At 66.9% G+C, this 13,842-nt stretch carries 11 protein-coding genes; 3 read left to right on the top strand and 8 right to left on the bottom strand.

Translation table 11 applies throughout. The features are described 5' to 3' along the window. Positions 1-24: 24 nt before the first annotated feature. The 3 genes from ABC728_RS16600 to ABC728_RS16590 form a co-directional block, all read right to left on the bottom strand. Positions 25-1,188 (bottom strand): ATP phosphoribosyltransferase regulatory subunit, encoded by a 1,164-nt coding sequence (locus ABC728_RS16600; protein ID WP_416619503.1) that lies wholly within the window; start codon positions 1,186-1,188, stop codon positions 25-27. A gap of 176 nt (positions 1,189-1,364) precedes the next feature. Next, positions 1,365-2,354 carry a 2-hydroxyacid dehydrogenase gene (locus tag ABC728_RS16595; RefSeq protein WP_416619501.1) on the bottom strand — a complete coding sequence of 330 codons (990 nt, stop codon included), beginning with the start codon at positions 2,352-2,354 and terminating at the stop codon, positions 1,365-1,367. Positions 2,355-2,581: 227 nt separating this feature from the next. Continuing rightward, on the bottom strand, positions 2,582-3,181 hold the full coding sequence (locus ABC728_RS16590; RefSeq protein ID WP_416619499.1) for an ABC transporter transmembrane domain-containing protein: 600 nt from the start codon (positions 3,179-3,181) through the stop codon (positions 2,582-2,584). A 698-nt stretch (positions 3,182-3,879) separates the two neighbouring features. Between ABC728_RS16590 and ABC728_RS16585 the strand changes: the two genes are divergently transcribed. Further along, on the top strand, positions 3,880-4,383 hold the full coding sequence (locus tag ABC728_RS16585; protein ID WP_416619497.1) for an HlyD family efflux transporter periplasmic adaptor subunit: 504 nt from the start codon (positions 3,880-3,882) through the stop codon (positions 4,381-4,383). 18 nt (positions 4,384-4,401) lie between these two features. On the opposite strand, the gene ABC728_RS16580 is transcribed toward ABC728_RS16585, so the two are convergent. Then, on the bottom strand, positions 4,402-5,355 hold the full coding sequence (locus ABC728_RS16580) for an alpha/beta hydrolase fold domain-containing protein (protein WP_416619495.1): 954 nt from the start codon (positions 5,353-5,355) through the stop codon (positions 4,402-4,404). Between the two features lie 369 nt (positions 5,356-5,724). Between ABC728_RS16580 and ABC728_RS16575 the strand changes: the two genes are divergently transcribed. Together ABC728_RS16575 and ABC728_RS16570 are read left to right on the top strand one after the other, a co-directional pair. Further along, positions 5,725-7,899, top strand: coding sequence for a TonB-dependent siderophore receptor (locus ABC728_RS16575; RefSeq protein WP_416619493.1), 2,175 nt, complete (start codon positions 5,725-5,727; stop codon positions 7,897-7,899). A gap of 73 nt (positions 7,900-7,972) precedes the next feature. After that, positions 7,973-9,736: an amidohydrolase gene (locus tag ABC728_RS16570; RefSeq protein WP_416619491.1), complete on the top strand. Its 1,764-nt coding sequence runs from the start codon at positions 7,973-7,975 to the stop codon at positions 9,734-9,736. Between the two features lie 136 nt (positions 9,737-9,872). Here ABC728_RS16570 and ABC728_RS16565 read toward each other — a convergent pair whose 3' ends face one another. From ABC728_RS16565 to ABC728_RS16550, 4 genes are read right to left on the bottom strand one after another with little or no spacing between them, the layout of a single operon-like run. Continuing rightward, positions 9,873-10,763 carry an alpha/beta hydrolase gene (locus ABC728_RS16565; RefSeq protein ID WP_416619489.1) on the bottom strand — a complete coding sequence of 297 codons (891 nt, stop codon included), beginning with the start codon at positions 10,761-10,763 and terminating at the stop codon, positions 9,873-9,875. Between the two features lie 54 nt (positions 10,764-10,817). Beyond that, positions 10,818-12,197: an amidase family protein gene (locus ABC728_RS16560; protein ID WP_416619487.1), complete on the bottom strand. Its 1,380-nt coding sequence runs from the start codon at positions 12,195-12,197 to the stop codon at positions 10,818-10,820. Continuing rightward, positions 12,194-13,480 (bottom strand): purine-cytosine permease family protein, encoded by a 1,287-nt coding sequence (locus ABC728_RS16555; protein ID WP_416619485.1) that lies wholly within the window; start codon positions 13,478-13,480, stop codon positions 12,194-12,196. The genes ABC728_RS16560 and ABC728_RS16555 overlap by 4 nt, the downstream gene beginning before the upstream one ends. Then, positions 13,477-13,827, bottom strand: a complete 351-nt coding sequence (locus ABC728_RS16550; RefSeq protein WP_445376649.1) for an S-methyl thiohydantoin desulfurase domain-containing protein — start codon at positions 13,825-13,827, stop codon at positions 13,477-13,479. Before ABC728_RS16550 ends, ABC728_RS16555 begins: the two co-directional genes overlap by 4 nt. Positions 13,828-13,842 lie beyond the last annotated feature (15 nt).

The raw sequence follows: 13,842 nt of genomic DNA, 5'->3' as shown, positions 1-13,842 counted from the left end.
CCCCGACAGGTTTCAATCCGGATGTCAGACGGGCACGGGCCCGTCCGGGGTCAGCAGATGCGAACAGCCCAGGCGCCGCGCCTCGCCGACGGGGTCGTCGGTGGCATCCATGGCGGCCACCGTGTACCAGCCCTGGGCGCGCAAGGCCTGCGCCTCGGCATAATCGGTGCCCGGCGGCAGCAGAACGCGCCGGGCGGGACGCGGACCCGGCAGGGCGCGCAGCACCGTGTCGGTGTAAAGGGTGAAGCCCGTCGCGGGCTCCCCCACCGGATCGGCGCCGCCCGTGCGGTAACGGCCGCCGCGCCCCAGTTCGCCCCGCACCCCGCGGGCGAAGATCGTGAAGCTGACGCCGGTCTGATACTCAAAACCCCGCATTTCCACGGGATCGATGGTGACGGACAGGCCGGGCGCCGCCTTTTCGATCAGGCGGACGACATCGGTCAGTTCGGCGCGCGCCTTGCGCGCCACGGCCGGCAGATCGATGGCGGCCAGCCGCTGCACGGCCGCCGGGGCGGGGCCGCTGGCCTCCAGGATCGCCAGGAACAGCGGTGCGTGGGGTCCCATGGCGTCGGCCACGGCCTTGGCATCGCGGTGGTCGAGTGCGGCGCGCAGGCGGGCGTAATCCTCTTCCGTCAGGGAGAGGGCCTGCGCCACGGCCGGCACCAGCGTCGGCACGGTCAGGTCGATCGAAATGCCCTTGGCCCCGACGCTGCCCAGCGCACTGGCCGCCAGCAGGATGATCTCGGCATCCGCCTCGGCCCGGTCGGGACCGATCAGTTCGACGCCGACCTGGCCGAACTGGCGTTCCTGGCGCAGGCCCGTGCCCTTCACGCGCAGCACCTGGCCGGCATAGGACAGGCGCAGCGGGCGGGGCGCCTTGCGCAGCCGGGTGGTGGCGATGCGGGCCACCTGCGGCGTCATGTCGGACCGCACGCCCATCATGCGCTGGGACACCGGATCCATGATGCGGAAGGTCTGGTTGGCCAGCGTCGCGGCGGAACCGGACAGCAGCCCCTCCTCGAACTCCACCAGCGGCGGTTTCACCCGTTCATAGCCGTGGCGATGGAATTCCTTCAGCAGCCGGCCGACGACCTGCGCCTCATGTTCCGCATCGGGCGGAAGCAGGTCACGCAATCCGGTCGGCAGCAACGCCTTGGCCGCCAGGGCCTTGGTGGGCTTATCGCTCATGGGGCAGAACCGATGTCGCTCAAGATGCACGAAGGGCCGGGGGCTGGTCCCCCACACCGGTAACCGGTCTTAGCCCAGGCCCGCCCGTCACGCAAACGCAAAGGCGGCGGCCGGCAAGCGCGGCTGCCTTGCGCGAAGACGGGGGAGACCCGGCCGGCGCCGGCGGGGAACCGGCGTCAGAACATCATTTCCAGCACGCGGTCGCGCGGCTGGTGGCCATCCACAAAGGTCTTGATATTGACGATGACCTTCTCGCCCATGTCGATGCGGCCTTCCAGCGTGGCGGAGCCCATGTGCGGCAGCAGCACGACATTGTCCAGTTTCAGCAGCTTGGGATCGACATTGGGCTCGTCCTCGTACACATCCAGGCCGGCGCCGCCGATCTCCCGCCGCTGAAGCATGCGGGCCAGGGTCGCCTCGTCCACCACCTGGCCGCGGCTGATATTGACCAGGATGGCCGTCGGCTTCAGCAGGGCAAGGCGGCGGGCGTTCAACAGGTGGTAGGTGGCGGGCGTGCGCGGACAGGTGATGGCCACGATATCCATGCGCGCCAGCATCTGGTCCAGGCTTTCCCAATAGGCGGCATCCAGTTCGGCTTCCACCTCCGGATGCACGGGCTTGCGGTTGTGGTAATGGATGGACAGGCCGAAGGCGCGGGCACGCCGCGCCAGCGCCTGGCCGATGCGGCCCATGCCGATGATGCCCAGCCGCTTGCCCGCCATGCGCGCACCCAGCATCACGGTCGGGGCCCAGCCCGTCCACTGGCCGGACCGGACCAGCCGTTCCCCTTCCGACAGGCGCCGCGCCGTGGCCAGGATCAGGGCCATGGTCATGTCGGCCGTATCCTCCGTCAGCACGCCCGGCGTGTTGGTGACGATGATGCCCCTGGCCCGCGCCACGCGCAGGTCGATATGGTCGACGCCATTGCCGAAATTGGCGATCAGCTTCAATTGCGGCCCCGCCTGGTTCAGCAGCGCCTCGTCGATCGTGTCGGTGACGGTGGGAACCAGCACATCGGCGGTCTTCACCGCCTCCTCCAGTTCCGCGCGCGCCATGGGATGGTCGTCCAGGTTGAGGCGCGTGTTGAACAGCTCCATCATCCGGGTCTCGATGGCGTCGGGCAGCTTGCGCGTCACGATGACCAGGGGTTTCCTGCGTTCAGCCATCTCCACCATCCTCCCATGGATTGTCATGGCCTGTAGCAGTAGCAAGGCCCATGGCGCATTGTCCATCCCGCGCGGCCGGCATGACGGCTGACCTCATCGCGCCCGACCTGATCGGGTCCGGTCGCCGACCGTGAAAGGCTTCCCCCTTCCCCGCAATCTCTCATGCGACAGGCACGGAATCCTGCTGTCCGGAGGCTTGGCGGGGGAGAGGTTCGTCCCGCATGGCTTCATTGACGCCCCCGTCCACCACGATAAAGACGCGCGTCGCCCCGGCGATGGCGGCGGGGCGGTGGGCGACCACGATGCGGGTGACAGGCAGGTGGCGCACCACCTCCATCACGGCATGTTCCGCCTGTGCGTCCAGGTTGGCCGTCCCCTCGTCCAGGAACAGGATCGACGGCCGGCGATAAAGCGCGCGCGCCCAGCCACAGGACCAGCAGGGCTTCGGCCAGGTTGAACAGGCCGTTGGCCGTGCCGCCGAACAGGCCAAATCTCTGTGAGCGCAGGCTGTTATTGATGCTGTCGGCCCAGGCGTTCTGCCAGAGGGAATGGCGTTCGGCCTCCCGGCCGAACAGCTTGAAGGCGCGGGCGCCGCGAACCGTCTCCAGGAAGATCGAATTCTCCTTGGCAGCCAATTGTATGCCCTCATCCGTCAGCCGCCGCTGATAGGGGTAGGAAAGCGCGCGCACGCCGAAATAGAGGACAAGGCCGACCAGGACGATGGCCGTCAGGACCGGTGCATAGACCAGCATCACGGCAAGGGTCGCTATCGCCATCACCCCGTCCAGCACGACGGCGATCAATCCACCCGTGAAATGTTTCGACACCTCCGCCCAGAAAAGGCGCCGCTTGCCGATGGCGGGGTCGTTGATATTTATTTATTTTTTATATAATCTCCTATCTCTTATACCAACTTTCGATTAGTAGAACTCATCGCAAGTTGGTCCGGCGGCGACTGCCACAGCACCGCTCGTGCGGCGCAGCCAAGCCAACGAATGTTGGCGCCGGCAATTGAGGGCGGTGACCAGAACCTATAGGTTCTGGTCACCGCAAAATAGTATTATTACAACAAGATCGGTGAAGGTTGTGATAAAAATAAATAGAAAGGCGAAAGGTGTAGCAATATTCCTCAGTCCCGCATTCTCTCCATTCATAAATGATATGGTTAGATCATCTAATGAAGGATTCTTAATTGGAGCAATTTCTATGATTCTTGCAAATCTTGGTTTTATGTTTTTAATCGCGCTATTTTTGGGCTTTTTAAAAATCAACAAAGATGCAAATGAAAAATAAAGGATTTCTAACATTATCACAAAAAAGGCGATCTTCCGCCAGGAAGCCATTGATCATCGTCGCCAGCGTCTCTATGGCGAAGTGGTGATCAGCCAGCCGGTGCGCCATGTCGTTCTGACGGTGGCGCTGGCGGTTACCGCCATGGCGGGTCTGGCCTGGCTTACCGTCGGCAGCTACGCCCGGACGTAGATGGTGCCGGGGTACCTGGCCCCCATCGGCGGGCTGGCGCAATTTGCGCCGTACGCTGGCCGAGCTTGAACTGGCCCAGGGCTATGTGCTGGTCGCCCCGGTCGCCGGACGGGTGGCCGCGCTGCAGGCCGAGACGGGACAGGCCGCCGCCCCCGAGGTGCCCCTGGTTGCCATCGTGCCGGAAGATGCGGGCATGGAGGTGCAGTTGCTGCTGCCGTCGCGCGCTTCCGGGCTGGTGGAGGTGGGGCAGGCGGTGCGCCTGCGCATCGATGCCTTTCCCTTCCAGCGCTTCGGATCGGTGAATGGCACGGTAGCCCAGGTCGGCCGCGCAACCTATCGCCCCGGCGATCTGCTGACCCCCATCGTCTTCGCCGAAGCCGTCTACCGCGTCACCGTGATGCCGGAACGCCTGTCGGTCAGTGCCTATGGCGAGGAAAGGCGGCTTCAGGCCGGCATGACATTGTCGGCCGATATCGTGGTGGATCGCCGCCGCTTCATCGATGTGCTGCTCGACCCGCTGCGCGCCATCCGGGGGCCGGCAGCCTGAACACCCCGCGCAACAGCCTCAGCCGACCCGGCCGGCGATGAAGCCGGCGCCGTCGGCAATGGCGCGGCGGGCCAGGGGGGAAATGGACATGGCTTCCAGGAAACTATGGACTGCACCGGGATAGACCCGGCATTCCACGGCGACGCCGGCCTGTATCAGCCGTTCATGCATGGCCAGGCTGTCGGCCGCCACAAGGTCCAGTTCGGCCACGACGAGGAAAACCGGCGGGAACCCGCGCAGGTCGGCCAGCAGGGGGCAGGCCTGGGGGTTGGCCTCGTCCGCGGCGTCGCGCAGGTAATTGGCCCAATAGCCCCGCGCCTCCTCCCGGTTCAGGATGGCCCCCGGCCCGCCGAAACGCGCCTCCGCCGCGTCGGAGATGATGTTCGTGAAGCCGCCATAGTTGGACAGGATGGCCTTCACCAGATCCGGTTCCCCCCGGTCCCGCAGGCGCAGGCAGGTGGCGAAGGAAAGGTTCCCGCCGGCTGAATCGCCCCCCATGGCCAGCCGCGCCGGGTCGATCCCCCATTGCCCGGCATTGTCCTTCAGCCACAGCATCAGCGCCTCGATCCGGTCCAGCGCCGTCGGGAACTTCGCTTCCGGCGCCAGAGGGTAATCGACCCCGATCACGGCAAAGCCGCCCTGGGCCGCATATTCGCGCATCAGCCGGTCATGCGTGTCGATGCTGAATAGGGTGAACCCCCCGCCATGCACATAGACCAGGGCCGGCAGCGCGCCGCCCCCCGCCACAGGCCGGTACACCCTGATCCGCAATTCCCCGGCACCGGGATCGAAGGTGCGTTCCAGCGTCTCCGCCATCACCGGCCCGCCGACGGTCCAGGGGGCCCGCACCTGTTCGGCCGCGATCCGCTGGTCCGGGAAATCCATGCTCTCCAGCGGCGGGAACCGCTGCCAATCCTCCCGCATCCGCAGGATGAAGCGGTGAATGTCGGGATCGATGCCATCCATGGCCATGGTGTCTTCCACCCTTGCAAGCGCAGGCCGGACGGGACCGATCCCGAACGGTCTAATCACCGGCCAGCCTGTGCCCCACCCGTCCCGCCCTGCAACAGGATGGATGGGTAAGTGCTTGGTCAGGCGGGTAAATGCCGGCCGTGCCGCCGGCCCGGAAGCCCCATGGGCGGCCCCACCCGGCGCGCCCGTCCCCAGCCTTACCCGTCTTTACCCGCCTTTACCCTGAAAAGCCCATCCCTCCGAAGCGGGGTTGCGCCAAGCTGAATGCACCGCGACAGATGCACGAACGATGGTTCGTCAATGATCGCCACGCAATTCAAAAATCAATGGCACCGGGAAAGCACAACGGGGAAGGTAAGGGGAATTACAATGGTATCGATGCTTAACGAACCCAACACTCTATTCTCGAAGAAGGCGGCCCTGCGCCGCGGGTTTTTCTGCACCCTGTCGGCTGGCTGCCTGCTGGCCGCCACCGGCGGTGCGCTGGCCCAGGAAGGCAGCGGCACGGACCTGGAAGAGATCGTGGTGACGGCCGACCGCGCCATCGTCGGCACGAAGACCAATGCCGCCCTGATCGAGACGCCGCAGGCGATCAGCGTCATCACCGACCAGGAATTCCGGGACCGCACCGCGGTCGACCTGCAGGACATCTACCGCTACAGCGCCGGCGTTTCCGGAGCCCCCAGCGTCGATTCCCGCGGCGACTTCGTCACGGCGCGCGGCTTCGACGCGGCGCAGTACCTGGACGGGCTGAAGCGCATGCCCGATTTCATCTATGGCGCGCGGCTGGAAACCTACACGCTGGAACGCGCCGAGGTACTGCGCGGACCGTCATCCGTGCTGTATGGCGCGGGGGGGCCGGGCGGCATTCTGAACGGCGCCAGCAAGATGCCGAAATTCCAGACCGGCGGTGAGGTCGGGATCGTGCTGGGCACCGACAAGCGCAAGCAGATCCAGGGCGATGTCACGGGCGCCCTGTCCGACACGGTGGCCGCCCGCCTGGTGGCGGTGGGGCGCGACGGTGAATCCCAGTGGGGCACGCCCGATGACCGCCTGCTGATCAATCCGTCGCTGACCTGGGAGGCCACGCCGGACACCGAGGTGACGCTGATCGGCCTTTACCAGGACGACAAGCAGGGGTCGCTGGGCTATGTGCCCCTGTCGAAATCACTGCTGGCCCCCAACCGGAACGAGCGGATTGCCTTCAATTTCTACCAGGGTGAACCCGGCTTCGGCGGCATGGACACGCAGTACACGTCGGGCAGCCTGCTGCTGACCCACCGTTTCGCCCCCAGCATCGTGTTCAGCAGCCGCACCCGCTATTCCCACATGGATACCGATTACCGGGAGGTCTACAGCGACCTGTCCGACGGCGGCTATGCCGTCTATGTCAGCCCGTTCGCGGACGCGGAGGAAACGCTGCTGCGCCGCGAATTCTATGTGAACCGGGAAAAGAGCAAGGTGCTGAACACCGACAACAACCTGTCGGTCGGGTTCACCACGGGGCCGCTGAAGCATAATGTCCTGTTCGGCGTCGATTATACCTGGTTCGACCAGAGCAAGGATGAAGGCTTCTCCTGCAGCGGCTGGCTGGAGGCGCCCTGCTTCGCCGGCGGCAGCCCGCCGCCCATCAACATCTACAACCCGCAATATGGCGCGCCGTTCGATTTCGGCTACACCAATTTCCTGGAATATAAAAGCACGCAGCTCGGCGTCTATGTCCAGGACCAGATCAGCTATGACGACCGGGTGCATGTGCTGCTGGGCCTGCGCCGCGACCGCGCCACCTCCGAACGCAACGGGGTGCGGGAGCTGAAGCAGAATGCCTGGTCCTTCCGCGGCGGCATCATCGCCGAGCTGGTGGCCGGCATCTCCCCCTATTTCAGCTATTCGGAATCCTTCCTGCCCGTGCCGGGCGGCGACTTCGCCGGCAATTCCTTCAGCCCGCGCACGGCCCGGCAGTATGAAGGCGGCGCCAAATGGGAACCGATGCGGGGCGCCCTGCTGACCGTGGCCTATTTCGACATCAAGGAAAGCAACTACGTCTCCCAGGACCCGAACAATATCCAGAACTTCATCCAGGGCGGGTCCGTCGGGTCCAAGGGCGTGGAGGTGGAAGCCACCATCCGCCTGCCGGGTGATTTCGACTTCGCCGCCGCCTACAGCTACACCGACGCGGAGGTCCTGACCTCCAGCCAGACCCTGACCGCCGGGGACCGGATCATCGACATCCCGAAGGAAATGGCCTCCCTCTGGGGAAGCAAGACCTTCCAGGTGGGAGCCGACTGGACCCTGCGGGCCGGTGCCGGCGTGCGCCATATCGGCAACAAGATCGACACTTCGCAAAGCTTCCTGACGCCGTCGGTGACGCTGGTGGATGCCATGGTGTCGGCCAGCTATGGTGACTGGTCGGCCTCGGTCAATGCCAGCAACCTGTTCGACAAGAAATATTACGCCACCTGCGGCCTGTCCTCCCCGCCGGAGGGCTATTGCGTCGCCGCCAAGGATCGCACGATCCTGGCGTCGGTGACCCGCAAGTTCTGATCATCGGGCGGCCGGTGCGGATGGTGGCCCCAGTCGCCATCCGCATCGGTCGCCACGGGAGGGAGAGCCCCTGATGTCTTCACGTTCACGCCGCCTCATCCCGGCGCTGGCCCTGCTGCTGGGAACCACCGGCCTCGTTTCCTGTGGCGGGGAGGGCGGGACAGCCGGCGACAAGGCCCCGGCCGCCGCCCTGCTGCTGACCAATGCCCGTGTCTATACGGTGGAGGCGGCGCAGCCCTGGGCGGAAGCCGTGGCCGTGGACGGGGGCCGCATCCTGGCGGTCGGTTCCGCCGCCGAGCTTGCCCGATACAAGGGTGACGCCACGCGGGTGGTGGACCTGGGCGGGCGGCTGGTGATGCCATCCTTCGGCGATGCGCATGTGCATCCGGTGTTCGGCGGCCTGTCCTATTCCCGCTGCTCCCTGCATGCCGGGCGCACGGTGGAGGATTACCAGCGGATCATCAGGGGCTGCATCGACAGCCATCCCGGTGACGATGCGGTGTTCGGCGTGGGGTGGCAGGACGCGCTGTTCCCGCCCAACGGCATCCCGCGCAAGGAGGTGCTGGACGCGCTGTCCAGCGACCGGGCGCTGATCTTCTCCAATGTCGGGGGACACAGCTACTGGGTCAATTCCAGGGCGCTGGCACTGGCCGGCATCACCCGCGACACGCCCGACCCCGAGAACGGCACCATCGACCGCGACCCGGCGACGGGGGAGCCGGTCGGCGGCCTGCAGGAAAGCGCCATGGCGCTGGTGGAAAAGCTGGTGCCCAAGCCCACGCAGGAGGAGCTGGAGCAATCCATCCTCTATACCTCCCGGCTGTTCAACAGCCTGGGCATCACCAACTGGCACGACGCGCTGGTGGATGTGGCCGCCGACGGGTCCAGCGAGGTGGTGGAGGCCTATGGCGCCGTCAAGCAGCGGGGAGAACTGACCAACCATGTCGCCCTTGCCCTGAAATGGGACAATGGCCAGGGACTGGAGCAGATCCCGGCCCTGCGCACGGCGGCCGGCCGGGCCGAAACGCTGGGTTTCCGCGCCCGCGCCGTGAAATTCTTCGCCGATGGCGTCATCCCCCAGCATACCGCGGCCATGATCGAGCCCTATGCCGACGATCCCCATAATCACGGCACCCTGCAGATCGCGCCGGACATGTTCAAGGCGGCGGTCACGCAACTGGCGGCCGATGGCGTGCAGCCCTATGTCCATGCCATCGGCGACATGGCGACCCGGGCGGCACTGGATGCGTTCGAGGCCGCCAAGGCACAGAACGGCACGCTCTACCGCCCGGTGATCACGCATATGAACGTGGTGGACCCGGCCGACCAGCCGCGTTTCGGGTCGCTGGGCGTCATCGCGCAGTTCCAGGCCACCTGGTCCAGCAACTATCCCTATATGGATCTGACCAAGCAGGTCATCGGGCCGGAACGGTCGCAATGGATCTATCCGGCCAACAGCCTGCTGAAGGGCGGGGCCGTCATCGCCTATGGCGCCGACTGGCCCGTGGCCACGGCCGATCCGCTGGCCGGCCTTCAGGTGGCCGTCACGCGCGTGAATTACGAGGATACGACCTCGCCCCCGCTGCTGCCGGATGAGGCGATCAGCCTGGAACAGGCGGTGAAGGCCCATACGATCAACGTCGCCTATGCCAACAGCATGGAGGATGTCACCGGCTCGCTGGCCCGGGGCAAGAGCGCGGACCTGATCGTGCTGGATACCGATATCTTCAAGGTCGATCCCCTGCGCATATCGGATGCCAAGGTCCTGCTGACCCTGTTCGAAGGCAAGCCCGTGCATGGGACCCTGGAGCAGTTCGGGGACGAGGCGGCCCCCTGACGGGCCGCCGGGATGGGCGCCTGCACCGGTGCCGAAAAGAAGAAGGCCGGAACGGGCACCCCCCGTTCCGGCCTTCTTCTTTCCCTCACAATTTCCTGCGAGAACCCGGCCCCGCAAGAACCCGGCCGGCGGCCCCTCAAGGCCATTGCATGGCGGCGCGCAGGGCGGTGGTGACCGATCGGCTGGGCACGGTGATATGGGTTTCGCCGTCCAGCACCATATGGCTGCTGCGCAGCCCCAGCGCCGATAACGGCTCCAGCCGTTTCCCAAGGGCGATGCTGTCGGTCAGACTGACCGGCGTCTCCTCCCGCTCTCCCGCCAGGATCAGGAGCCGGCTGCCGCTTGCCAGCGCCGGCTCCTTTTCCAGCCGGGCACGGAAGGCCCGTTCCTCCGCCAGGATGGCCTGATCGTCCCACCAGATGGACGGGCTGGCCGCGATGATCGTATGGAAGGCACCGGGCCGGGAATAGAGCACATGCAGGGCGAACAGCCCGCCCAGGGAATGGCCGTAGAGCGACTGGCGCAGCGGGTTCACGCCATAGCGCCGGGCGATTTCCGGCCGTACCCGGTCCATCAGGAACGACAGGAAACGGTCCCGTCCGCCGGACGGATGGTCCTTGTACAGCGCCTTCAGCACGGGATGGGCGATGGGTGCGGTGAAATCACCCATGCGCCGCGGATCATAGGGCAGATCGTTGGGATAGCCGATGGCCACCACGATCATCTTGTCCAGCCCCTGGCTGTACACGCCCTGGATGCGCCGCGCCTCCGCGAAGCCGGCGAACATGGCGTTGCCATCCAGCACGTACAGCACGGGATAGCCGCCCTCCGGCACCTCCCCCGCGGGGCGGGAGACATAGATCCGGTAGGTCTGGCCATGGGCCGCAGGCATGTCCCAGACCTCGGTATCCGGCATGACATAGGGGGTGGCGACCGGGGCGGCGTCCTGTGCCAGCACCGGCAGGACCGGTGCGGCCAGAACACCCGCCCCCAGCAGAAGCAGCGGTCCCAGGATGGCGTTCTTCATGACGGCAATCTCCCCCTCTTGTTCACCCCGGCCGGTCCCAGGCTGGTTTCCCTGTCAGGCCAGGGGCGGGCGGCGATGGGCCCAGGGCCGCGCCTCCTCCAGCGCCGCGCCCAGGGCCAGCAGCAGGTCGTCACCGCCATGGCGGGTCCAGAACATGGCCCCCGCCGGCAGGCCGCCCTCCCCTTCGAACAGCGGCAGGGACAGGCCCGGATAGCCGGCCATGTTCTGAAGCTGCGTGTGGTTCACATGCCGGAAATGGTCGCGCCACAATTCATCGAACGCCCGGTCGGGCGCCAGCACGCCCAGCGACGGGGCCGTGCTGGCCGCCACAGGGCTCAGCACCAGGTCGAACCGTTCCCAGAAGGTGGCCAGGTGCAGGTCGATGCGCCCGATGGCCGACAGGGCGGCGGCCAGGTCGTCGGGCGTCACGGCCTGGCGCCGGTCGGCCAGCCCCAGGGTCCAGGGTTCCAGCACCGCGTCCGCCGCCGCCCCCAGCCGGGACCGGGTCAGGTCCACGACCTCTCCCGCCCCATAGCTCCACAGGATATCGAAGGCGCGGTTCAGCGCCCCCAGGTCCAGCGGCAATTCCCGCGGCTCCACCGCATGGCCCAGGTCGGCGCACAGGGTGGCCGTCCGGCCGATCATCTCCACGATGTCCGGCGCCGGCAATTGCCCGTCCAGCCCCTGCAGGCTCACCGCGATGCGCAGGGGCCGGCCGGGCGCGGCCGGGCCGGGCGGCTGGCTGCGCAGGGCGCGGGCGGCCCAGGCCGTGTCGCGCATGGACCGGCCATAAAGCCCGTCGGAGGCCAGCAGGTCGTCGATCAGGCTGACGGCGCGGGCCCGCAGGTTCCAGTTGCGGCTGGGTTTGAACCCGATGATGCCGCAATGCGACGCCGGGATGCGGATGGACCCGCCCCCGTCGCTGCCCGTGGCCAGTGGCACCATGCAGGCCGCCACCGCCGCGGCCGCCCCGCTGCTGGACCCGCCCGCCCCATGTTCAAGGTTCCAGGGGTTGCGCGTCGGACCATAGAGCAGCGCCTCGCCGGAGCCGATCAGGCCGAATTCCGGCATGGTCGACAGGCCGCAGGGCACCAGCCCCAGCGCATCCATCCGCCGGGCGAACGGGTATTTCCGGCGCCCCACCGTGCCCTGCCGGCTGCGCGAACCCGACAGCCAGGGAAAGCCCGGATATTCCATCGAGGCCTTCAGCAGATAGGGCACACCGGCCATGGGGGCCGACCGGTCCAGCCCGGCCAAGGCCGCATGCGCCTGTGCCGCCGCGACATGGGCGACGGCGTTCAGCGCCGGGTTCAGCGCGTCGATCCGCGCCAGGGCCGCATCGAGCAGAGCGGTGGGCGGCACGTCCCCGCGCCGGACCAGATCGGCCTGCCCGTGGGCATCCAGGGCGCAGATGGCATCGATATCGCCGCTCATATTCTTCCCCGGAAGCGCAGAACGATCAGATAGGCGCCGGCCGCCAGCAGCGTGGCGTCCAGCGCCGGCACGGTGGTCAGGGTGAGGCCGGCGGCCATGGCCGGCATGGTGATGGCCAGCGATCCCAGCCAGACGGCGATGGCTTCCCAGCGGACCGGTGGCACCGCCGCTGCTGACCCCGCCGCTGTGCCGGCCGCTGCCCGGTCGCGGAAGACCAGGAAGCCGTCGATCACATAGATGGCGGCGATGGGCGGAATGATCAGGCCCAGCGTGACCAGGAAGGGGATGAAACTGTCGATGATGCCCATCAGGGCGAAGGCGCAGCCCACCGCCCCGCCGCCCAGGATGATATGGACCTGCCGCAGACGGGGAAAGGTCGCCGCCAGGGACAGGCCCGCCGAGTAGAGGTTCAGCGCGTTGATGGTCCAGACCGACAGCAGCAGCATGAGCAGGGCCGGCACGCCCAGCCCCATGCCGACGACGATCTGCATGATGTCCGTCTGGCCCGTGGACAGCGCGATCAGGGCGGAGACGACCATCAGAACGGGCGCCGCGAAGGGAAAGGACAGCACCATGCCCGCCAGCGCCCCCCGTTCTGTACGGATGAAACGCGACAGGTCCGGCATGGCGGCCACGGTCAGCATATTGCCGCCGACCAGGGCGGACAGGGCGATGCCGAAGCTCATGGCCACGGGCGGATCAGCCACGGGGGCCAGATCCACCGGCCCCGTCCCCAGCGCCTTGACGCAGACCACCAGCAGGATCACGCCCACCAGCGGCACGGCCACCATGGCCAGCCGGTCCAGCGTTCGGAAACCGAAGATGGTGGAAATGGTGATCAGCACGCTGCCGATGATGACAAAGGTGCTGAAATTGCCGGGAATGCCGAAGCCCTGCGACGCGGCGGCCACCATGGCGCTGCCGAAGAAGGAGACATTCACCCCGAACCAGCAGAAATGCACGATGGCGATGACGATATTGACCAGCGCCGCCCCCCGCACCCCGAAGGAGCGCTGGACCAGCATGTAGGTGGTCAGCCGCGTGCGCACGCTGATGATGGATGTCAGGCAGGCGCCCGCACACAGGATCAGCCCGGCCGCCAGGGCCGCCGTCACCGCCTGGGAGAAGCCCAGCGCCATGCCCGTCTGCGCCCCGTTCAGGAACCCGGGCAGGGCGAAGGTGAAGCTGGCGATGATCAGCGCCACCCGCCATCCCGGCACCGTCAGGTGTTCGGGCAGGGGACCGCTGGCAAAACCTTCGCTGCCGCTGTTGCTGTGGCTCATGCACCCTCGCCCTGGTTCAGGATCTCGATCGGCGTGAAATCGGGCCCCAGCCCGAAGGCGGCCGGTCCCACCAGGGACAGCGCCGCCGGTTCGCGTAGCATGGACGGGGCCGATGCCGCGATCACCTTGACCCGCTGGCCGTATTTCAGCCGCTCCGTCGTGATCGTGTCGGCCGTCTCCCGGTCCATGATGGTGATCAGGTCGGGCACCATGGCCCGGACGCGGCCATCCTGACGGGCCACCAGATTCTCGTTCTGGAACAGCACCTCCATCCGGCTCCCGCCATCGCCGAACCCGTCGATGGTGACCCGCCCGACGGAGAAGCCGCCGCGCGTCTCGCGCTCCAGGTCGGTGATCTTGCC

Source organism: Niveispirillum fermenti (genome assembly GCF_052474395.1).
This window is presented reverse-complemented; position numbering and strand designations above follow the sequence as displayed.

Coding starts and splice junctions, on each gene's coding strand:
- ABC728_RS16560 (WP_416619487.1), bottom strand. CDS start 12,197: ATGAGCGGCGATATCGATGCCATCTGCGCCCTGGATGCCCACGGGCAG.
- ABC728_RS16580 (WP_416619495.1), bottom strand. CDS start 5,355: ATGGCCATGGATGGCATCGATCCCGACATTCACCGCTTCATCCTGCGG.
- ABC728_RS16595 (WP_416619501.1), bottom strand. CDS start 2,354: ATGGCTGAACGCAGGAAACCCCTGGTCATCGTGACGCGCAAGCTGCCC.
- ABC728_RS16600 (WP_416619503.1), bottom strand. CDS start 1,188: ATGAGCGATAAGCCCACCAAGGCCCTGGCGGCCAAGGCGTTGCTGCCG.
- ABC728_RS16575 (WP_416619493.1), top strand. CDS start 5,725: ATGGTATCGATGCTTAACGAACCCAACACTCTATTCTCGAAGAAGGCG.
- ABC728_RS16565 (WP_416619489.1), bottom strand. CDS start 10,763: ATGAAGAACGCCATCCTGGGACCGCTGCTTCTGCTGGGGGCGGGTGTT.
- ABC728_RS16555 (WP_416619485.1), bottom strand. CDS start 13,480: ATGAGCCACAGCAACAGCGGCAGCGAAGGTTTTGCCAGCGGTCCCCTG.
- ABC728_RS16570 (WP_416619491.1), top strand. CDS start 7,973: ATGTCTTCACGTTCACGCCGCCTCATCCCGGCGCTGGCCCTGCTGCTG.